Genomic DNA, 18,652 nt, shown 5'->3' on the forward strand with positions numbered 1-18,652 from the left:
CGCCGGGACGGTCAGGCGAGAATCTATCGTGACTTTCGATACTTCCTACCCGAGGTGGGATCGAAGGGCGGCGTTCATCGCGTCGACGGGGGCGTCCCGACCCGTCCAGTGTTCGAAGGCGACGACACCCTGAAAGAGGAGCATCCATCCGCCGTCGATGGTGGTCGCGCCGACGCCCGCGGCGTCCCGGAGCAGGCGCGTCTCGACCGGCGCGTACACCGCGTCGAGGACGGCCAGATCGCCGTGGAGCAGCTCGGCGGGCACCGGCGTCTCGTCTTCCTCCATCCCGACGCTCGTCGCGTTGACGAGAACGTCGGCGGCGGGAACCCGGTCGGCGAGGGTGTCGAGGCCGCCGCCGGTCACCGTCGCCGCGGCGCCCTCGCGCACGTCGGCCGCGAGCGACTCGGCCGTGTCCACCGTTCGGTTGGCGATGTGGACGGTGTCGCAGGCGTCGGCGAGGGTGAAGGCCACGGCCCGACCGGCGCCGCCGGCGCCGACGACGACGGCGTCCGTGCCGGCGAGCGACACGTCGTGGTGGTCGAACGCTCGCCGCACACCCGCGGCGTCGGTGTTGTAGCCGCGCGGCGGATCGGTCGAGAAGTCGACCGTGTTGACTGCGCCGATGCGCGTGGCGAGATCGTCGGGGTCGACGAGGTCGAGAACGTCCTGTTTGAACGGGATGGTGACGTTGAGGCCGTCGATTCCGAGGGCGGCCGCGCCCTCGATGGCGTCTTCGACGGCGTCGGCGTCGGGTTCGAAAGTGACGTATCTGGCGTCTATTCCCAACTCGTCGTAGGCCGCCTCGTGCATCGGCGGCGACAGCGAATGGCCGACGGGGTTGCCGATCAGGCCGAAGACGTGCATGGTTCTCCGTGCGCCGAACCGGACAAAAGCCCTTTCCCTAGTGGCCGGCGCCTGCTGCCGAAATCCCGATCACGAACACGTGATACAGGAGGACGACGAGGAAGAGCGCGTAGAACGCGCCGCCGATGAGGAAGGGGTACGGACTCATGTTCCCTTCCTTGATGTTGCGTGCGCGGAGGTAGAGGATGCTACCGCTGATGATGGCGAGAATTGCCGAGAAGGCGTTGAGGAAGCCGGTCGTCCCCCACGTGAGCGAGAGGTCCCACGAGGTAAAGAGAATGCCGAGGGTGACGGGAAGGGTACCCTGAAACGCCATCGCGCCCGAGATGTTCCCGAGGGCGAGGGTGTCCTTGTCCCGCGAAATCCAGATGATGCTGTTGAACTTCTCGGGGAGTTCGGTCGCCAGCGGCGCGATGAGGAGGGCGATCACCGCGGCTGGAATGTTGAGAATCTCCTCGGAGACCCACGTCGTCTGCCCGACGAACATGTGCGCGCCGGCGATGATGATGCCGAGTGCACCGAGCGTCTGGAGGACGACGAGGACGGTGTTGGGGTCGTCGGCGTGGTTCCCCGTTTTGCCCGAGGTCAACCGCTCGCTGAGGCCTTCGACGAGTTCGCCGAGGTGGAGTTCCTCCAGTTCCTCGCCCTCGACGAGTTCACCGCTCCGGAGCGACAGGACGAGGTAGACGAGATACAGCAGGACGAGGAGGATACCGATGGCGATGCCGAAGAGTTCGTTCGTGATGATCGCGGCGAGGAAGGCGAGCGTGTAGCCGACGAGGAAGAAAGAGAGGTCGCGCTGGGTCGCCTCCTCGTTGAAATGCATCTGCGCGCCGAAGTTGCGTCGCCCGCTGAAGTAGAGCACACTCGCCCCGACGAGGAACATGGCGATGGTCGAGAGCATGAACGGGGCGCCGAGGATGGCGCCGACGCCGACGGCGTCGGCCGCTTCCTGTGATCCCGACCCCATCACGGCCTGGAGGATAGCGATGACGGGGATCATCGTCTCCGGGAGTGCCGTCCCGACGGCCGCGAGGATGCTCCCGGTGGCGCTCTCGCTCACGCCGAGGCGGTGACCCAGCCACTCCACGCCGTTCGTGAAGATTTCGGCGCCGAGAAGCAACAGCATGAACGACACCACGAGCAGTGTCAGATTCGTTACCGTCGGGGGCAGTAGTTGCCCGACGACCAGCGTTAGCGGACTGGCAGACATTGTTGCCCGGCGGTTTCGAAGGGAGGTAGTTAAACCGTTTCATCCTCGGCTGTCGCGGCCGATCCCCCGACGTGACGGCCGCCGTCGCGGCGACGACGCGCGTCAGGGAACGATCGTCGTGGGCACTTTCCCCGACTTCGACACCGTATTGGCGGCACTGCCGAGGAGGAATTTGCCGATCCGGCCGGTGCCGTGGTGGCCCATGACGACGTGGTCGTAGTCGCGATCCTCGACCAGTTCGAGGATGTCCTTCCCGACCTGATCCGAGGCTTTGAGGTTGTCGAGGCGGACGTCGCCGATGACCTCCGTCTCGGTCTGCAGCCCTTCAGCCTCCAGTACCTCCTCTACTTTCCCTTTCAGCCGTTCGGTGTCGGACCCCGGCGAGTCAGTGAAGTGGACGACATCGAGCGTCGCGTCGAACCGCTTCGCGAAGTCGGCCCCGAAGCCGAGCGCGCGCATGCTACACTTCGATCCGTCGACGGGCACGAGCACTTTCATGGGCCTGCCTCCTCGGCCTGCCGGAATAAGCGTTCCCCCATCGACGAACTTCCGCCGACGGCTGTCCGTCGGCCGGGGCGACCGCCGCTCCGAGACGGCGACCCACTCGAACCGGTCGCAGTCGACAGTGTTATTCGCCGCCCCGGCCGACCTGCCGGCGTGATCGCACTCGTCGTCAGCCGTGCCGACGGCGCCTCCGAACACATCGGCGAGGCGTTGCTCGACATCGGCGACTGGACCGAACGAACGGACGACACCCGCCCCGACGCCGACGGCGGCGGCACCTACTACCGGACCGACGGCTTCTCCCTCCGGACCTTCGACGACCTCCACATCTATCTCGACCGTCCGGACGCGGCCTTCGATGACCCCGACCTCCTGATCGTCGTCTCCCGTCACTCGGGCGAGACGGGCCCGCTCCTGACCGCCCACTTCACGGGCAACTTCGGCGACGCGGAGTACGGCGGCGAGGCGGGACAGTTCGCCCGCGCCTGTCCGAACGCCGCGAGCGAGGCCGTCGCGGCGCTGGACCGGCACGCCCCCGACGGCTACGAGGTCGGCACCGAGTGTACCCACCACGGCCCGACCGACGTGGGTGTGCCCTCGATGTTCGTCGAACTCGGGAGCGCCGAGGAACAGTGGAACGACCCAGCAGGGGCCGAGGCCGTCGCCCGTGCCGCCCTCGACCTGCACGGCGTCGGCGTGGATCGAGAGAAACAGGTCGCGGGCTTCGGCGGCGGCCACTACGCTCCCCGGTTCGGCCGCGTGATCCGCGAGACGGCGTGGGCCGTCGGGCACGTCGGCGCCGATTGGGGACTCGAGGCGATGGGCAACCCCGCCGCCAACCGCGACGTACTCCGGCGGGCGATGGAGGCGAGCGCCACCGAATACGCTCTCGTCGAAGGTGATCGGCCGGGGCTTACGGACGTCCTCGACGACCTCGGCTACCGCGTCGTCTCCGAGACGTGGTTACAGGAGACGAGCGCCCACCCCCTGCCCGTCGTCGAGGCGGTCGAGGCCCGGATGGACGACGTGAGCGACGGACTCCGGTTCGGAGACGTGGTTCCCGCGGTAGATGGGGACACCATCGTCGTCACCGACCTCCCCACCCAACTCGTCGACGCGGCCCACGGCGTCGACGCCGAGGCGGCGCGTGCGGCCGTCGCCGGGGTGGCCGTCGCCTTCGAGACGACCGAGGGCGGCACCCGACCGCGCGGTCGGGTCGCCCTGCCGGCCGACGATCCGGTCGCCGCGGCTGACGCCCTGACCGACGGACTGGCGACCGTGCTCCGCGGCTCGTACGACGACGTGCGGCGCGAGGACGGCGAGGTGGTCGCCCGGACGGCGGCGTTCGACCCGGCGGCCGCCAGGGACCGCGGCGTGCCGGAGGGGCCGGCGTTCGGCCGTCTCGCCGAGGGGCAGGCGGTCGAGGTGGACGGCGAGCGAGTCGACCCCGAGTCGGTGCAGACGGAGCGGGTCGACCGGTTCCCGGCCACCACGACAGAATAGTCAAAAATAATATGATTGTCTGACGTGCGCATGACGCTGGCCAGCTCGCCATTCGCGAGGGCGTCAGACGCGCGCGTGACAACAGGCGGAAAGATAATGTGGTTGCCTTCGAAAGGCGTGGGCATACCATGGACTCCATCGTGGAGGATGCAATCGAGGATGCCGAGGAGCCGGGGGATGGGGCCGCGGCCGACATGGACGCTACCCGAGAACCTGCGCCCGACGCGTCGAACGACGGATCGAATCGCACCGGAAAGATGACCGACGAGGAACTTCAGGACGTACTGGAGGACCTCCAGACCGATATCACGGTCGTCGGCTGTGGGGGCGCCGGCGGCAACACGGTCAACCGCATGGCGGAAGAGGGGATCAAGGGGGCCAACCTCGTCGCCGCCAACACCGACGTGCAGCACTTGGTCGACGTGGAAGCGGACACCAAGATCCTGATGGGCGAGGAGAAGACCGGCGGCAGGGGAGCAGGTTCGCTCCCGCAAGTCGGTGAGGAAGCCGCCATCGAGAGTCAGGACGACATCTACGGCGCCATCGAGGGCTCGGACATGGTGTTCGTCACGGCCGGGCTGGGAGGAGGAACCGGCACCGGCTCCGCGCCCGTCGTCGCCGAGGCCGCTCGCGAGTCCGGCGCGCTCACCATCGCCATCGTAACCACGCCGTTCACCGCGGAGGGTGAAGTTCGGCGCACGAACGCGGAGGCCGGCCTCGAACGCCTGCGCGACGTGGCCGACACCGTCATCGTCGTGCCCAACGACCGCCTGCTCGACTCGGTCGGGAAACTCCCCGTCCGGCAGGCGTTCAAAGTGTCCGACGAGGTGCTGATGCGCTCGGTCAAAGGCATCACCGAACTCATCACCAAGCCTGGTCTCGTCAACCTCGACTTCGCCGACGTGAAGACGGTGATGGAGAAAGGCGGCGTGGCCATGATCGGCCTCGGCGAGAGCGACTCCGAGCAGAAGGCACAGGACTCGGTGCGCTCTGCCCTGCGGTCGCCCCTGCTCGACGTGGATATCTCCGGCGCCAACTCGGCGCTCGTCAACGTTACCGGCGGCACCGACATGGCCATCGAAGAGGCCGAGGGCGTCGTCGAGGAGATTTACGACCGGATCGACCCCGACGCCCGCATCATCTGGGGTACCTCCATCGACGAGGAACTCGACGGCACGATGCGGACGATGATCGTCGTCACGGGCGTCGAGTCGCCACAGATCTACGGCCGCGGCGAGGACGCCCCGGCGCCCGAACCGGCCGACGACATCGACTACGTCGAGTAGCGTCGTCGCTCACCAGTTTTTGCGGGACGCTCGTCACTCGTCGGTACGACCCCGGCGAGTTCGGGGTGTCGGACGTGTACGACGGTGGCCGATCACTCAGCGGTGGATGGACCGCGTGAGCGTGAAGACGAACAGCGCGATGAGGAAGGCGCCGACGAAGCCCTCTATCTGTGCGAGGAGTCTGATCCAGGGACTGCCCACGTCCTCGGCACCCCCGAGGACGAGCGTGATGAACGATTCGAGGCTGAGGATGAGATAGCCGATCGGCATCTCGTACGGGGGGATCGGCTGCGCGATCGCGAAGAGCCCGCTGAATACGAGGATCGTGCCCACGGACACCCCGATGACTCGGGAGGGACGTTCCCCGTACCCCGCCGTCAGGTTCAACAGCGTGTTGGCTCCCCATCGGCCCGCCGCGGCGATTCGCGCCGTGATCGGTTCCGACGGATCGAGCACGGTCGGCCAGTACTGTTCACGTCTGTAGAGCATTTCCCGCCGAAAGAACTCGGCTGCGGCTTTGGTGTCTCCAATCTCGTTGGCGCCGTTTTTCGCCTTGAGATACGTACTCTCCAGATCGCCATCGGACGGCGGCCGCGTGGCTTCGAGGCCCGGAATCTCGACTACGTCGTGGATACACCACTCGGCACTGTGGAGGGCCTCGCGGTAGCTCCCGAAATCGAACCCGTCGAAGGTCGTATGGAGCAGTCGGAAGTGATCGAAGAGAGCGGTTGGTGGCTCACCGTCGGCCAACTCCACATTTCCGAGGCGAGCGCTCGTGAGGTCGTACACGAGGGTTCCGTGCTCCGGGAGATAGAGTCGGCCGTCGGGGATCGCCGTCTCGCGCAGATCGATACAGCAACTGCCGTCAGCGAGGTCGAGGTCCTCGAACGACGCCGATGCTCCGATAACGGTTTTCTGGAGGTTCACGCGGTGGGGCACGGTCGCCTGATCGAAGTAGACACGATCCCCGAATCGGGACCCCGAGAACGTCGCGTGGGAAAACGTGGTGAGTTTGAATCTGACGACCGTCTCGAACTCCGCCTCGCGGAAGTGCGCCTTGTCGAAGGTGGCTTCGCTGAAGTCGACCGGGCCACCGAACCGGGCCATGTGGAAGTTCGCTTCGGCGAACGTCGTCTTGTACCCCCACACACCAGCCGCGAATTCGGCTTCGACGAACCGGACTGGCTCCGCGAACGTGGCCTTACTGAGATACACTTCGCCCTCGAACGTGACCTCGGTACAGATCGGCCGTTGCTGAAACAGCGCCCCTTCGAGCGAGAGGGGCTGGCGGACGATCGCGTACCGCAAGTTCGTCTCGCCCTCGAATCGCGCGTGCCGGAGGTCGATCTTGTGATTGTCTCCACACTCGATGATCCGGTGATCGAGGTCGAGCGTCCCGAACCGGGCACCGATGAACTGTTTCGGCTCTTTGCCGATCGTGTCTATCTTCGACAGCAACGCTTCCTCGACCGCCCGGTCGTCTTTGGCGTCGACCGGCTGGTGGAACAGACACCGGTCGGCTCCCTCCGGCGCGTCGTGCGGACAGCGCCACACCCCGTCCTCGTTCAGTAGCTTCCCATCGAGTGGGCTAGACTGTCCGTTTTCCGCTCGCCACTCCGCGGGGTCGAACGTGAACGGACACCGATCGCCGGACGCCTCGACCATTCGTTCTCTCGAACATTCTCGTCCCCCGCGTATTTAAACGTCCAGTACCCGGCCACCCCGGATGGGGTTGCTTGGACACCCGTCCACTTCCGCGTGGCTCATCTCCTTATCAATAGATAGAAAAAGCCGGCTGGTCTAGACCCCCTATGGACGTCAAGTACGACCTCGCAAGCTACGTCCGCGTGCTCAAGATGGCGAGCACGCCGTCGTGGAACGAGTTCTCGCAGATTGCCAAGGTCGCGGGGGCGGGTATCTTTCTCATCGGCCTCCTCGGCTTCGTCATCTTCGCTGTCATGACCTTCCTCCCCGGGGGCGCATAGCATGGGTATCTTCGCCGTCAAGACCACGGCCAGTCAGGAGCGCACCGTCGCGGACATGATCGCCAGCCGCGAGGAAGACGAGATTCACGCCGTCCTCGCGCCCGACTCGCTCACGAGTTACGTGATGGTCGAGGCCGACAACAGCGCCGTCCTCGAACGCGTGATGGACGAGATACCCCACGCTCGCTCGATCGTCCCCGGCACCTCCTCGCTGACCGAGGTGGAACACTTCCTCTCGCCGACGCCGGACGTGGAGGGCATCGCCGAGGGCGACATCGTCGAACTCATCGCCGGCCCGTTCAAGGGTGAGAAGGCCCGCGTCCAGCGCATCGACGAGGGGAAGGATCAGGTGACGGTCGAACTGTACGAGGCGACCGTCCCGATTCCCGTCACGGTCCGTGGCGATCAGATTCGCGTCCTCGACAGCGACGAACGGTAGGCTGTCGTCCCCGCGCGGTCTCTCTATTTCGCTGACAACAGTCCCTCGGAATAGCAACCCATAACTGCGCCGTCCGTGCAGAGTCGCCCGTGACGACGGGAGCATCGACCCGAGTGGACATGCACGTGAAAGTGCTCGACGAGCGTGTCGTCTCGCGGGCGAAGGCCCGCGGCCTCGACGCCCTCGTCTACGCCCCGCATTTCACGCGCTTACCGGACATCCGCGCCCGCGCCGCCCGCTTCTCGGACGACGACCTCCTCGTCGTACCCGCGCGCGAGGTGTTTACCGGGCCGTGGTACGACCGCCGCCACCTCCTCGCCATCGGCCTCTCCGATCCCGTCCCCGACTTCATCACGTTCCGCGGCGCGCTCTCGGCGTTCGACCGACAGGACGCGGCCGTCCTCGTCCCCCACCCGGAGATGCTGAACGTCAGCTGTTCCCGCGCCGACGTGGCGGCCGATTCCGACGCGTTCGACGCCGTCGAGACGTACAACGCGAAGTGTCTCCCCCACCAGAATCGCCGGGCGCGAGCGGTCGCCCGCGAGACCGGCCACCCCGGATTCGGGTCGTCGTACGCCCACCTCCGGCGGACGGTCGGCGAGGCGTGGACGACTTTCGAGGAGTCCATCGACTCCGAGGCCGACCTCGTCGCGGCGCTCCGGTCCGACGCTCCCCGGCAGGTCGTTCACCGACGCGGCGCCGGCCACCGCCTGCGCTGTCTCGCGGAGTTCGCCCACCTCGGCTACGAGAACTCGTGGGGGAAACTCGACCGCCTCTTTCTCTCGGGCACCGAACCGACCCACCCGAGCCACATCGCCTACGACGGCCGATTCGACGACGTGACGGCGTACTAGGCTACTAGGGCGTACCGCAGGAGCAGGATGCCGAAGGGTGCGCCGAGCAGGGTAAGATAGCCCGCCACGAGCGTTGCGTCGCCATCCGCGGGCAAGAGGACCCACGCCACCGGCCCGGCGAGGAGACAGCCGAGACCGAGCGACGCCGCGACGGCTCGCTCGATGCGGCCGGGGGTGTGATGGGCGCCCTCGCTCGCGGTTTCGTCCTCACTCGCGGCCGCCCGGTCGAGGGCCGCCCTGACCGCGCCGTCGACCCGTCGCGGCACCACGAGCGTCCGCGGCGCGCCGCTCCCGACCGATCCGTGTGCGAAGCCGAGCCAGTACGCCGTGACCGGGCCGAACGGGACGCGTCGAACCCGGATCAGCCCGTCGAGCGAGGTGGTCCGTAAGCCGTACGTGAGCGTCCCCGCCGCGGGATCGATCCGGCCGCACGTCAGGCAGACGCCCACCACGAACCACAGCACGCCCGCCCCGGCGAGCAGGGCGACGGCGACGAGCGGTCGCCACCGGACGACGACGGCAAGGACGATGGCCCACGCGCCGCCGGCGACGAGGAGCGGCCGACGCCGGAGCGAGTCGTCCGTCGGCGTGTCGGTCACGGCGATGCCGAGAAGCGCTCGGCCCGTGAACAGGGCCACCGCGAGGGCGACGACGACTGCGAACAGGCGGTCGTACGCGCCTGCACGGAACGCGCGCCAGATGAAACGGAGGACACCGGCAGCGAGGAGGAAGCCGGCGCCGACGACGGCGCCGACGGCGACGTGGCGGGCGGCGTCGAGTCGGGGGCCGGCGTCGTCGTCCCACTCGATTGGATCGGTCATGCTACCCGAGCAGCATGGCGCTCATCGCACCGTCGACGCTCGCGAGTGGCATCACGTAGACGTTGACGGCGCCGAGGGCGGCGAGTTCGAGTATCGTCACGACGACGGTCACCGGGTTGGCGTACTTGCTGCTGGTCGTGACGCCCAAGGGGAGGCCCCACTCCTGACTCGTCAGGGGGTAGAAGAAGGCGATGCCCCGACGACTCCCGACCACGTCGAGGAGATAGTGGGTGGCGACGCCGATCCAGACGAACCGGAGATTGTCGAAGAAGATGGGGTAGGCGGCGACGACGCCGAGGACGAACACGTTGTGCAGGGTCTTGCGATGCCTGCCGAAGGCGGTGTCCACGTCGGGGAAGAGCGCCCCGAGGACGATTGGTACCGTGAGTCGAGCGACCATTTCGAGGGTTTCGAGCACCGTCGCGACCGTGAGCGTCGTCGGCCACACGAGTACGACGCCGAGGCCGACGCTCAACAGCGCCGCGTTGAGGACGTGTCCTTCTTTGTTCATCTGGGCCGGACTTGGATTCAGTCCCTCAAAAGTGTCGGTCATCGGCGAGCGAAAGAGGGATTTGAGGGCCGTTCGGAGAACCACCATGGATTACGATACGCCACTCTTCTTTCACATCATGCAGTACGCGGCCGCGGCGGACCGCGACGTGATCGATCTGGTGAGCGGCGGGCCGGACTGGGAGCCACCGACTGCGCTCCGCGAGGGCCTCCATGACTACGCCGACGGCGACCCCGCCGAGTTCCAGTATCCGCCGAGCGACGGTCTGCGCGACCTTCGGGAAGAAATCGCTGCCCGTCGCGGCGTCGACGTGGACCGCGTCGTCATCACGAACGGCGCGGGCGAGGCGAACTACCTCGCCATAGCAGCAGCGCTCGAACGCGACGCAGGGAGTGAAATCATCCTGACCGACCCCGTCTACCCCTACTACCCCGGCAAGGCGCAGATGCTCGGCGCCGACGTGCGCCTCGTCCCCGTCGCCGACGACGGCGGCCTCGACGTGGCGGCGATGCAAGACGCCGCGAGCGAGGAGACGGCGGCCGTTCTCGTCAACTCCCCCAACAACCCGACCGGCGCGGTGTACGACGCGGAGACGATGGAGGCGATGGCCGACCTCGCCGAGGACCACGACGCCCTCCTCATCTCGGACGAGGTGTACGACCACTACGACTACTCCGGGCGGTTCGAGAGCGCCCTCGCCTTCGACTCCCCGCACGTCGTCGTCACCAACTCGTTCTCGAAGTCGATGGCTGTGACGGGCCTCCGCGTCGGCTACGCCGTCTTCCCGCCCCATCTCGTCGACGCCGCGCGCACGCGGCACATGCTCGTGAACGTCACCGGCGCCCGTCCCTCACAGGCCGCCGTGCTCCGCGCGCTTCGGGAGACTGGCCCCGACTATTACGAGGCGTCGCGTGACCTCCTCCGCGAACGCATCGACGCCTTCACCGACGCTCTCGACGCCGCGGGTGCGGAGTACATCGCGCCCGAGGGGGCCTTCTACGTCTTCGCGCGGTTCGAGGGCTTCCCCGGCACGCTGGACAACGTCGAACGCCTCGTCGACGAGGCGGGCGTCGCCTGCATGCCCGGCGACACCTTCGGAACGTACGACGAGTGGGTGCGGTTCGCGCTCGTCACGCCCCGGGCCGAGGAGGCCGCGCACCGATTGGCCGACTACGACTTCTAGCAGACGAGGATGCCCGTGTTGTAGTACCGACCCTCGTACTCGACGAGGTCGATGTCGCGCCACGCGTAGTCGAAGCCTTCGACGGCGGTTCCGTTGCGCGCGCGGTCGAACGTCGCCTGCTGGTCCGCGGTGAGGTTCGCGTAGGCGACGGCCGACTCGGTGTCGACCTGGTCGGCAGGCACTTCGGTGACGGTCAGGGCGGGCGGACAGTCGGTGTTGGGGGTGGTGGTCGGTGTCACCGTCGGCGTCTCGGTCGCCGAGGCACCCGGCCCCGCTCCGAGACACCCCGCACTCACGCCGAGCAGCGCCACGGCGAGAGCGGCGAGGACCGACCGACTGGAGGGACGCTCGGTCATGTGGGGCGGCTCGGTTGCCGTCGGTAAGTGCTTTCTCCGTATCGACGGGTACAGGTGTCCGGCCCGTCTCCCGTCGGATATGAGCGATATCGACGTGGAGCCGGTCGAGGAAGTCGACGACGAGGGCGAGACGACCGACCACGACGACGGCGGATCGGCCGAGATTCCCGTCGAGGCGACGACCGACCTCCCCGAGGGCGTCGACGCGCCGGAGTACGTCCTCTACGGCGGGAAGGGTGGCGTCGGCAAGACGACGATGGCAGCGGCGACGGCGCTCTCCTCCGCGGCCGACGGCACGTCGACCCTCGTCGTCTCGACCGACCCCGCCCACTCCCTGTCGGACACCCTCGACACCGACATCCCGCCGCGGCCGACGCGAATCCGCGAGGAGATGCCGCTGTGGGCCGCCGAAATCGACCCCGAGGCGGCGATGGAGGAGGGGATGTTCGGGCACGGTGGCATCGGCGTTGATGGGGAGGACGACGCTGGCCCCGGTGGTGCTCCTCTCGGTGGCCTCGGCGAACTCGGCGACATGCTGGGCGAGGACGCCGTCGACCCGCTGATGGGCGGGTCGATGCCCGGTGCCGACGAGGCGGCCGCGATGCGGCAACTGCTGGAGTATCTGGACGACCCGCGGTTCGACCGCGTGGTCATCGACACGGCGCCGACGGGCCACACCCTCCGACTGCTCGAACTCCCGGAGATGCTCGACTCGATGGTTGGCCGCCTGCTCTCCATGCGCGAGAAGTTCTCGGGGATGATGGAGGGGTTCAAGGGCATGTTCGGCGTCGGCGGCGACGACGACGCCGAGGCGCCGGACCTCGACGAACTCCGCGACCGGATCGAACGCCTGCGGGCCGTGTTGCAGGACCCCTCTCGCACCGACTTCCGCGTCGTCATGGTGCCCGAGGAGATGAGCGTCGTCGAGTCCGAGCGACTGGTGGCCCGCCTCGACGAGTTCTCGATTCCGGTCACCACCGTCGTCGTCAACCGCGTGATGGAGAACCTCGCGGACGTGGCCGACGTGGACCCCGAGTGGGTCGTCTCTCCCAACCTCGACGACTGCGAGTTCTGCCAGCGCCGGTGGGACGTACAACAGCGTGCCCTGCGCCGGGCGACCGACCTGTTCCGCGGACACGACGTGAAACGCGTGCCGCTGCTCGCCGACGAGGTACGGGGCGAGCGGGCGTTGCGGGTCGTCGCGGCCTGTCTGGCGTAGCCGTCGTCGCCTACTGCAGCCGATCCATCAGCCCGAACAGCCGGTCGCGGAGGCGGTCGGGGACGAACCGCCCGAGGACGGTCACCCGCGCGAGCGTCCCGACCGGCACGCGACTCGCCGGCTTGGTCGAACTCGCGGCGTTCACCACGTCTTCGGCGACTCGCTCGGGCGACACCGCACCCGGGCCGCCGCCGCCGATGGCCTGCGTGTCCTCGAAGACGGCGTAGAACGACTCGTAGGCGCCCGAGCGCTCGACGCCCTCGATTTCCTCCTCGGCGCGCCGGGTGAACGCGGTGTCGACGGGGCCGGGTTCGATCAGGACGGCGTCGATGCCGTACTCGTCGACTTCGGCGCGGAGGGCGTCGGTCATGGCTTCGAGGGCGAACTTCGAGCCACAGTAGACGCCGCCCCCGGGGAAGGCGACCCGCCCGGCGGCGCTGGAGATGTTGACGATAGTACCCTCGCGCCGCCGGCGCATGTGGGGGAGGACGGCCCGCGTGAGACGGTGGGGACCGTAGACGTTCACGTCGAACTGCTGGTGGACGGCGTCGGTGGGCACGTCCTCGATCGGGCCGAACTGGGCGTAGCCGGCGTTGTTGACGAGGCAGTCGATCCGGCCCTGTTCCTCCAGAATCCGGTCGACGACTCGCTCCACGTCGTCGTCCTCGGTCACGTCGAGTGTCGCGATGGTACAGCCTTTGTCCCCGAGCGTCTCCACGTCGGCGGGGTTGCGGGCCGTGGCGTACACCTCCCACTCCTCGTCGAGGAAGGCTTCGGCGGTCGCACGACCGATACCGGACGAACAGCCCGTGATGAGGACGGTCTTCGGTTGCACACCGACTCCCTCGGCCCGCCGCCAGTTAATCGTCCCGCTCGACGGCGAACGGGCTCTCCCGCTCGGTCCAGGCCCATCCCGGCAACCGAGTCTGGAAGCCCGCCGCGAGGGCGGCGTCGAGGTCGTCCGCGCCCGCGACGCCCTCGGTGTGGGTCATCACGTCCGCGATGTGGAACGTCGCCTGCGCGAGGAGGGAGAAGGGCTGACCGCCCGCGACGGTCGCGGCGAGTTCCCGACCGAGCACCTCGTCGACGACGAACCCCGGGTAGTCCGCGGTCACGTCGAGATCACGGAGGAGGGCGACGTAGCCGGCGACATTGACCGCGCGAGCGCCGTCCGCGAAGACGACCGTGACCTCGTCACGGTAAGCGTCCTCGCTCACCGTGCCGACTTCGACGCCGAAGCAATCGCCCAGTCGGTCGCGCGTCTCGTTGATCAGCGGGACCACGACGGGCGCCCGGTCGCGCACCCACTCGTACTCCGCCTCGACCGCCGCCGGGGTGAGTTCCATACGCGCCGTCCGCTTCCCAGCGCCTTCGATTTTGCGAAGGCTTTTATAATACTGGCCTGATAGGGTGACTCAAGCGGGTTTTCGCTGCCTCTTCCCGCAGTCGAGCACCTCCCGTACAGGGCCGTTCACCTATGCTCCCACACGGCACGACAGTGACGCACGACCGTCGGCAGTCGATATCATCGACTCCCCCGGTCAACACGTCCGGGATCCAATCGAGAACGACCGTACGGAGGGCTCTCCACCGGCACATATGAGCTCCGTAGACAAGCAACTCGAGGACCTGAAAGCAGAGATCGAAGACGAGCTACCGCCCGGCATCTCGGTGTCGGACGTGAAATACGAGGGCCCGGAACTGGTCGTCTACACGCGCGATCCGAAGGACTTCGCCAGCAACGGCGACCTGATTCGCAAACTGGCGAGCAAACTCCGCAAACGGATCACGGTCCGTCCCGACCCCGACGTGTTGATGGACGTGACGGAGGCCCGTGAGAAGATTCGGGAGGTCATCCCCGACGACGCCGGCGTCACCGATCTGGATTTCCACGTCGACACCGGCGAAGTCGTCATCGAAGCCGAGAAACCGGGTATGGTCATCGGCCGTCACGGGTCGACGCTCCGCGAGATCACGAAGGCTATCGGCTGGACGCCCGAGGTGGTCCGGACGCCGCCCATCGAATCCTCCACCGTCTCGAACGTCCGCAACTTCCTCAAACAGGAACGCGAGGAGCGCCGCGACATCCTCGAACGCGTGGGCCGGCAGATCCACCGCGAGGAGATGGCCGACGAGCAGTGGGTCCGCATCACGACGCTCGGCTGTTGCCGCGAGGTCGGGCGCGCGAGCTTCATCCTCTCTACCGCGGAGACGCGCATCCTCATCGACTGTGGCGACAAACCCGGCGCCGAAGGCGAGGTACCCTACCTCCAGGTGCCGGAGGCCGCTCCGCTCAACTCCATCGACGCCGTCGTTCTGACGCACGCCCACCTCGACCACTCCGCGCTCATCCCGCTCCTGTTCAAGTACGGCTACGACGGTCCCATCTACTGTACGGAACCGACGCGCGACCTGATGGGCCTGCTCACGCTCGACTACCTCGACGTGGCCGCCAAAGAGGGTCGGACGCCGCCCTACGAGAGCGAGATGGTCCGCGAGGCGATCAAACACACCGTCCCCCTCGAGTACGGCGACGTGACCGACATCGCGCCGGACGTGAAGCTCACGTTCCACAACGCCGGCCACATCCTCGGCTCCGCCGTCTCCCACTTCCACATCGGCGACGGCCTCTACAACGTCGCCTTCTCGGGCGACATTCACTACGAGGACACGCGACTCTTCAACGGTGCCGTCAACGACTTCCCGCGGGTCGAGACGCTCGTCCTCGAATCCACCTACGGCGGGCGCAACGACTACCAGACCGACCAGGAGGACTCCGAGCGAAACCTGCTGGATATCATCAGCGACACCCACGAGAACGGTGGCAAGGTCGTCATCCCGGCGTTCGCCGTCGGGCGCTCACAGGAGATCATGCTCGTACTCGAGGAGGCGATGCGCTCCGGGAAGATTCCGCGAATGCCCGTCCACCTCGACGGGATGATCTGGGAGGCGACGGCCATCCACACCACCTATCCCGAGTATCTCCGTGACGACCTCCGCGACCGCATCTTCCACGAGGACGAGAACCCCTTCCTCGCGGAGGAGTTCAACCACATCGACGCCGGCGAGGATGAACGCCAGGAGGTCGCGGACGGCGACCCGGCGATCATCCTCTCTACCTCCGGGATGGTCACCGGCGGGCCGATCATGTCGTGGCTCCGCCACCTCGGTCCCGACCCGGACTCGACGCTCGTCTTCGTCGGGTACCAGGCACAGGGAACGCTCGGCCGCCGCATCCAGAACGGCTGGGACGAGATTCCGATGAACGACCGCGGCAACGGCCGCGGCGGGCGCGGCAACACCCTCTCGCTGAAGATGGACGTCGAAACCGTCGACGGCTTCTCCGGTCACGCCGACCGGCAGGGCCTCGAGAACTTCGTCAAGACGATGAACCCCCGCCCCGAGAAGGTACTCTGTGTCCACGGTGACGAACGCTCCGTGCAGGACCTCTCCTCGGCGCTCTACCACGACTACAACATGCGGACGTTCGCGCCGAAGAATCTGGAGACGTTCCGGTTCAAGTAATCACCCACCCCGGCCACGGGGGTCGTCGACGACGCAATTGTACAACGGTCTTTCACTTTTGGCGTCCCAAATCGGCGATAATTTGCGAAAAATCCATCACAGTCCACTGCGTCCCCCTGCTATGGACTCGGACGGGACCGGCCGTTCCGCTCGGCCCTCAAGTCGTGGAGGCGAACGTGCGTGAGTAACTTACCACAGGACGATGTCGTTTCGGTCAGCTACGATGCGGACGCCGAGACGTATCTGGCGCGGTTCGACGACGACGCCATCGCACCGAGCATGGCGATCATCGAAGCGATGGCGAGCGTCTGCGACACCCCACCGACGGAACTCGATCCGCTGGTCGACACGGTCGATCCGATGGCCATCGACCGGCTGGTGAAAGGGGCGGACGGCGCCGAGGACCGTGCCCTCGAATTCCACTATCTCGATCACGTCGTGACCGTCTACGGACACGGCATCGTCGAGATTTGCCCCCCGTCGCACGACGAGTGATGGCTCCGTCGTCGGTCCGCCACCCGATCGCCGGCGCGGACTAGTTACAGTACTACCACTTGGCGGGGTCGACGACCACCTTCTCGTTCGCGTCGACACCCACGCGGTCACACAACTCGTAGAGCGGACACGCCTCGGGACCGTCGAGACAGGCTGGTTTCCGAGCCGTGCAGTATTCCCGTCCGAACTGGATCGTGGCCGTGTGGCCGAAGCCACATTTCTCGCTCGGCACCGACGCTTCCAGTGCCTCGCGCACGCCCTCGTGGTCGGCGTCGGGTGGCGCCAACCCCATCCGGCGAGCGATGCGGTGGACGTGGGTGTCGACGGGGAAGACACCGTCGCGGCCGCCCGCGAAGAGGAGGACGCAGTCGGCCGTCTTCGGGCCGACGCCGTGGATGTCGAGGAGGCGATCACGCACCTCGGAGGGGTCGCCCTCGCGGACGAAGTCGTGGAACGCCGCGGCGCCGCCGAAGTCGGCGACGATCTCCTCGGCGGCCTCGACGATGACGCGCGATTTCTGGTTGTACAGGCCCGCGGACGCGATGGTGTCGGCGAGCGTCTCGCGGTCGGCGGCCGCGAGCGTCGCCGCCAGATCCCCGCCGTCGCCGGACTGTGTCCGGCTGTCGTCGGCCTCCGGCCGATTGCCCGAGGACCGTGGGTCCTCGCCACCGTCGTATCGCTCCAGCAAGGCGTCGAAGGCCGGCTGGCTGGCGGTGTCGCTCGTGTTCTGGCTCAGGATCGTACGGACCAGACAGGGGAAGGCCTCGCGCCCGCCGTACGCCTTCTGCCAGTAGAGGCCACCGAGGGCGTCGACGACGGCTTCGGCCCGGGTGTCCGGCGAGCCGGTCGCAAAGCGAGCCTCGACGCCGCCCCCGTCCGTGCCGCCACTGACGTTCTCCGCGGGTTCGTCGGGCATGGGCGGCGGTTGGGAGAGAATGGACAAAAGCGCGGCGTCCCGCTCACTCCACGGACAGCGTGACCGTGAGAGCCGCGCCGTCGGCGAGCGCGTCGACGAGGTCGCGGTCGAGGTCGGCCGCGGCGGCATCGGCGCCGACGGCGACGGTCCGGTCGTCGACGTACGTACTGGTGCGGACGACGGCGCTCCGGTCGCTCTCGAAGGTGAGGTCGGGGTGACCGCGGGCACGGACCTGTTGGCTCACGTCAGCGGTTTCGAGCGTCAGCGTGATCGTCGCCCCGGGGTCGCGACAGGCGGCGACGAAGTCATCGTCGAAGTCCGTGGGGGCGCGGTCGGCCTCGATGCCGACGATGCAGTCGCCGGCTGGCGTCAACCAGTCGTCAGTCGTCACTTCGAACGTGCTCTCGTGAGTCGCGGCGACGTGTTCGTGGCCGTGCGCGTGAACGACCTCTTCCATGCAGGGGCCTCGCCACCGGGCTCCGATAGCGGTGCCGATTTACGACCGGGCGACGGTTACCGTCACCGCACCGCAGGCACACTCGTAGGCGCGCCGCTCGCCCGCCTCGGTTCGCATCGCAAGCATGAGGGTGCCCTCGTCCAGCGGACGGTCACACCCGGCCGCCTCGCACGTGCAGGTGAGGTTTTCGAGCATACCTTCCCATCGTCGTCCGACCGACATGAACCCGTGCCAACCCCGGAGTGAAAGTGAAAGTGGTGCCGCGGCGTGCGTATTGATAGCCAATTGACGCATGTTCGTTTATATACTGTCTCCCAAAGGTGTGAACCCTTCACACGGCCGTTATCGGGGTCCTTGGTACCGTTTCGCAGTGGTTCGCCCACCGAAGTATTTATGTGCATGTCTACTGTATTCGGTAGTACCAACGCGCCTCCGGCGCTTTGGCGGCATCGCACGCAGAATGATCGGGAATTCTTATACACGGCCGGTCGCACTACGCTTAGCCGCCACTACGCACGGAG

General features: G+C 67.2%; 21 protein-coding genes. 9 read left to right on the plus strand and 12 right to left on the minus strand.

Features of this window, described 5'->3' with window-relative positions; translation table 11 throughout:
• Positions 1-45 precede the first annotated feature (45 nt).
• The 3 genes from DU502_RS06785 to DU502_RS06795 all read right to left on the minus strand — a co-directional run bounded on the left by DU502_RS06785 (position 46) and on the right by DU502_RS06795 (position 2,575).
• A complete protein-coding gene (locus DU502_RS06785; RefSeq protein WP_121920744.1) occupies positions 46-864 on the minus strand; it encodes a shikimate dehydrogenase in 819 nt (272 codons plus the stop codon).
• 37 nt (positions 865-901) lie between these two features.
• Positions 902-2,077 carry a sodium:calcium antiporter gene (locus DU502_RS06790; RefSeq protein WP_121920743.1) on the minus strand — a complete coding sequence of 392 codons (1,176 nt, stop codon included), beginning with the start codon at positions 2,075-2,077 and terminating at the stop codon, positions 902-904.
• Between the two features lie 102 nt (positions 2,078-2,179).
• Positions 2,180-2,575, minus strand: a complete 396-nt coding sequence (locus DU502_RS06795) for a universal stress protein (RefSeq protein ID WP_121920742.1) — start codon at positions 2,573-2,575, stop codon at positions 2,180-2,182.
• Positions 2,576-2,734: 159 nt separating this feature from the next.
• Between DU502_RS06795 and DU502_RS06800 the strand changes: the two genes are divergently transcribed.
• Positions 2,735-4,084: a D-aminoacyl-tRNA deacylase gene (locus DU502_RS06800; RefSeq protein WP_121920741.1), complete on the plus strand. Its 1,350-nt coding sequence runs from the start codon at positions 2,735-2,737 to the stop codon at positions 4,082-4,084.
• Between the two features lie 128 nt (positions 4,085-4,212).
• Positions 4,213-5,370 carry a cell division protein FtsZ gene (gene ftsZ, locus DU502_RS06805; RefSeq protein WP_121920740.1) on the plus strand — a complete coding sequence of 386 codons (1,158 nt, stop codon included), beginning with the start codon at positions 4,213-4,215 and terminating at the stop codon, positions 5,368-5,370.
• Positions 5,371-5,466: 96 nt separating this feature from the next.
• Here the strand turns inward: ftsZ and DU502_RS06810 are convergent, their stop codons facing one another.
• Positions 5,467-7,035, minus strand: a complete 1,569-nt coding sequence (locus tag DU502_RS06810) for a pentapeptide repeat-containing protein (protein WP_121920739.1) — start codon at positions 7,033-7,035, stop codon at positions 5,467-5,469.
• A 146-nt stretch (positions 7,036-7,181) separates the two neighbouring features.
• Here DU502_RS06810 and DU502_RS06815 point away from each other — a divergent pair, with 146 nt between their 5' ends.
• The 3 genes from DU502_RS06815 (at position 7,182) to DU502_RS06825 (ending at position 8,648) form a co-directional block, all read left to right on the plus strand.
• Entirely contained in the window at positions 7,182-7,355 is a 174-nt protein-coding gene (locus DU502_RS06815; RefSeq protein ID WP_121920738.1) for a protein translocase SEC61 complex subunit gamma, read from the plus strand.
• A gap of 1 nt (position 7,356) precedes the next feature.
• Positions 7,357-7,794, plus strand: coding sequence for a transcription elongation factor Spt5 (locus DU502_RS06820; RefSeq protein WP_121920737.1), 438 nt, complete (start codon positions 7,357-7,359; stop codon positions 7,792-7,794).
• Positions 7,795-7,913: 119 nt separating this feature from the next.
• A complete protein-coding gene (locus DU502_RS06825; RefSeq protein WP_121920736.1) occupies positions 7,914-8,648 on the plus strand; it encodes a PHP-associated domain-containing protein in 735 nt (244 codons plus the stop codon).
• On the opposite strand, the gene DU502_RS06830 is transcribed toward DU502_RS06825, so the two are convergent.
• Both DU502_RS06830 and DU502_RS06835 read right to left on the minus strand, forming a co-directional pair.
• On the minus strand, positions 8,645-9,469 hold the full coding sequence (locus DU502_RS06830; RefSeq protein WP_121920735.1) for a hypothetical protein: 825 nt from the start codon (positions 9,467-9,469) through the stop codon (positions 8,645-8,647). The genes DU502_RS06825 and DU502_RS06830 overlap by 4 nt on opposite strands.
• A 1-nt stretch (position 9,470) precedes the next feature.
• A complete protein-coding gene (locus DU502_RS06835; RefSeq protein ID WP_121920734.1) occupies positions 9,471-9,980 on the minus strand; it encodes a metal-dependent hydrolase in 510 nt (169 codons plus the stop codon).
• An 85-nt stretch (positions 9,981-10,065) separates the two neighbouring features.
• Between DU502_RS06835 and DU502_RS06840 the strand changes: the two genes are divergently transcribed.
• Positions 10,066-11,163, plus strand: a complete 1,098-nt coding sequence (locus DU502_RS06840; protein ID WP_121920733.1) for a pyridoxal phosphate-dependent aminotransferase — start codon at positions 10,066-10,068, stop codon at positions 11,161-11,163.
• On the opposite strand, the gene DU502_RS06845 is transcribed toward DU502_RS06840, so the two are convergent.
• Positions 11,160-11,519 carry a hypothetical protein gene (locus tag DU502_RS06845; protein ID WP_121920732.1) on the minus strand — a complete coding sequence of 120 codons (360 nt, stop codon included), beginning with the start codon at positions 11,517-11,519 and terminating at the stop codon, positions 11,160-11,162. The genes DU502_RS06840 and DU502_RS06845 overlap by 4 nt on opposite strands.
• A 79-nt stretch (positions 11,520-11,598) precedes the next feature.
• Here DU502_RS06845 and DU502_RS06850 point away from each other — a divergent pair, with 79 nt between their 5' ends.
• A complete protein-coding gene (locus tag DU502_RS06850) occupies positions 11,599-12,738 on the plus strand; it encodes an ArsA family ATPase (protein ID WP_121920731.1) in 1,140 nt (379 codons plus the stop codon).
• A 10-nt stretch (positions 12,739-12,748) separates the two neighbouring features.
• On the opposite strand, the gene DU502_RS06855 is transcribed toward DU502_RS06850, so the two are convergent.
• The gene (locus DU502_RS06855) at positions 12,749-13,573 is read right to left on the minus strand and encodes an SDR family oxidoreductase (RefSeq protein ID WP_121920730.1); all 825 of its coding nucleotides are present in this window, start codon (positions 13,571-13,573) and stop codon (positions 12,749-12,751) included.
• Positions 13,574-13,598: 25 nt separating this feature from the next.
• The gene (locus tag DU502_RS06860) at positions 13,599-14,084 is read right to left on the minus strand and encodes a hypothetical protein (RefSeq protein ID WP_121920729.1); all 486 of its coding nucleotides are present in this window, start codon (positions 14,082-14,084) and stop codon (positions 13,599-13,601) included.
• Positions 14,085-14,337: 253 nt separating this feature from the next.
• Here DU502_RS06860 and DU502_RS06865 point away from each other — a divergent pair, with 253 nt between their 5' ends.
• Positions 14,338-16,263, plus strand: a complete 1,926-nt coding sequence (locus DU502_RS06865; RefSeq protein ID WP_121920728.1) for a beta-CASP ribonuclease aCPSF1 — start codon at positions 14,338-14,340, stop codon at positions 16,261-16,263.
• 180 nt (positions 16,264-16,443) lie between these two features.
• The gene (locus DU502_RS06870) at positions 16,444-16,758 is read left to right on the plus strand and encodes a HalOD1 output domain-containing protein (RefSeq protein ID WP_121920727.1); all 315 of its coding nucleotides are present in this window, start codon (positions 16,444-16,446) and stop codon (positions 16,756-16,758) included.
• A gap of 52 nt (positions 16,759-16,810) precedes the next feature.
• Here DU502_RS06870 and DU502_RS06875 read toward each other — a convergent pair whose 3' ends face one another.
• From DU502_RS06875 to DU502_RS18205, 3 genes are read right to left on the minus strand one after another with little or no spacing between them, the layout of a single operon-like run.
• The gene (locus DU502_RS06875; protein WP_121920726.1) at positions 16,811-17,674 is read right to left on the minus strand and encodes an endonuclease III domain-containing protein; all 864 of its coding nucleotides are present in this window, start codon (positions 17,672-17,674) and stop codon (positions 16,811-16,813) included.
• Positions 17,675-17,717: 43 nt separating this feature from the next.
• Positions 17,718-18,131, minus strand: a complete 414-nt coding sequence (locus DU502_RS06880) for a DUF371 domain-containing protein (protein ID WP_121920725.1) — start codon at positions 18,129-18,131, stop codon at positions 17,718-17,720.
• Positions 18,132-18,170: 39 nt separating this feature from the next.
• Positions 18,171-18,326, minus strand: coding sequence for a hypothetical protein (locus DU502_RS18205; protein WP_166033648.1), 156 nt, complete (start codon positions 18,324-18,326; stop codon positions 18,171-18,173).
• Positions 18,327-18,652: the final 326 nt, after the last annotated feature.

It is taken from the genome of Haloplanus aerogenes, from assembly GCF_003856835.1.
GTDB lineage: Archaea > Halobacteriota > Halobacteria > Halobacteriales > Haloferacaceae > Haloplanus > Haloplanus aerogenes.

Bases quoted from the DNA above. Each gene is read 5' to 3' on its own strand.
- DU502_RS06785 (WP_121920744.1), bottom strand. From the start codon at position 864: ATGCACGTCTTCGGCCTGATCGGCAACCCCGTCGGCCATTCGCTGTCG.
- DU502_RS06790 (WP_121920743.1), bottom strand. From the start codon at position 2,077: ATGTCTGCCAGTCCGCTAACGCTGGTCGTCGGGCAACTACTGCCCCCG.
- DU502_RS06795 (WP_121920742.1), bottom strand. From the start codon at position 2,575: ATGAAAGTGCTCGTGCCCGTCGACGGATCGAAGTGTAGCATGCGCGCG.
- ftsZ (WP_121920740.1), top strand. From the start codon at position 4,213: ATGGACTCCATCGTGGAGGATGCAATCGAGGATGCCGAGGAGCCGGGG.
- DU502_RS06810 (WP_121920739.1), bottom strand. From the start codon at position 7,035: ATGGTCGAGGCGTCCGGCGATCGGTGTCCGTTCACGTTCGACCCCGCG.
- DU502_RS06815 (WP_121920738.1), top strand. From the start codon at position 7,182: ATGGACGTCAAGTACGACCTCGCAAGCTACGTCCGCGTGCTCAAGATG.
- DU502_RS06820 (WP_121920737.1), top strand. From the start codon at position 7,357: ATGGGTATCTTCGCCGTCAAGACCACGGCCAGTCAGGAGCGCACCGTC.
- DU502_RS06825 (WP_121920736.1), top strand. From the start codon at position 7,914: ATGCACGTGAAAGTGCTCGACGAGCGTGTCGTCTCGCGGGCGAAGGCC.
- DU502_RS06830 (WP_121920735.1), bottom strand. From the start codon at position 9,469: ATGACCGATCCAATCGAGTGGGACGACGACGCCGGCCCCCGACTCGAC.
- DU502_RS06835 (WP_121920734.1), bottom strand. From the start codon at position 9,980: ATGAACAAAGAAGGACACGTCCTCAACGCGGCGCTGTTGAGCGTCGGC.
- DU502_RS06840 (WP_121920733.1), top strand. From the start codon at position 10,066: ATGGATTACGATACGCCACTCTTCTTTCACATCATGCAGTACGCGGCC.
- DU502_RS06845 (WP_121920732.1), bottom strand. From the start codon at position 11,519: ATGACCGAGCGTCCCTCCAGTCGGTCGGTCCTCGCCGCTCTCGCCGTG.
- DU502_RS06850 (WP_121920731.1), top strand. From the start codon at position 11,599: ATGAGCGATATCGACGTGGAGCCGGTCGAGGAAGTCGACGACGAGGGC.
- DU502_RS06860 (WP_121920729.1), bottom strand. From the start codon at position 14,084: ATGGAACTCACCCCGGCGGCGGTCGAGGCGGAGTACGAGTGGGTGCGC.
- DU502_RS06865 (WP_121920728.1), top strand. From the start codon at position 14,338: ATGAGCTCCGTAGACAAGCAACTCGAGGACCTGAAAGCAGAGATCGAA.
- DU502_RS06875 (WP_121920726.1), bottom strand. From the start codon at position 17,674: ATGCCCGACGAACCCGCGGAGAACGTCAGTGGCGGCACGGACGGGGGC.
- DU502_RS06880 (WP_121920725.1), bottom strand. From the start codon at position 18,131: ATGGAAGAGGTCGTTCACGCGCACGGCCACGAACACGTCGCCGCGACT.
- DU502_RS18205 (WP_166033648.1), bottom strand. From the start codon at position 18,326: ATGCTCGAAAACCTCACCTGCACGTGCGAGGCGGCCGGGTGTGACCGT.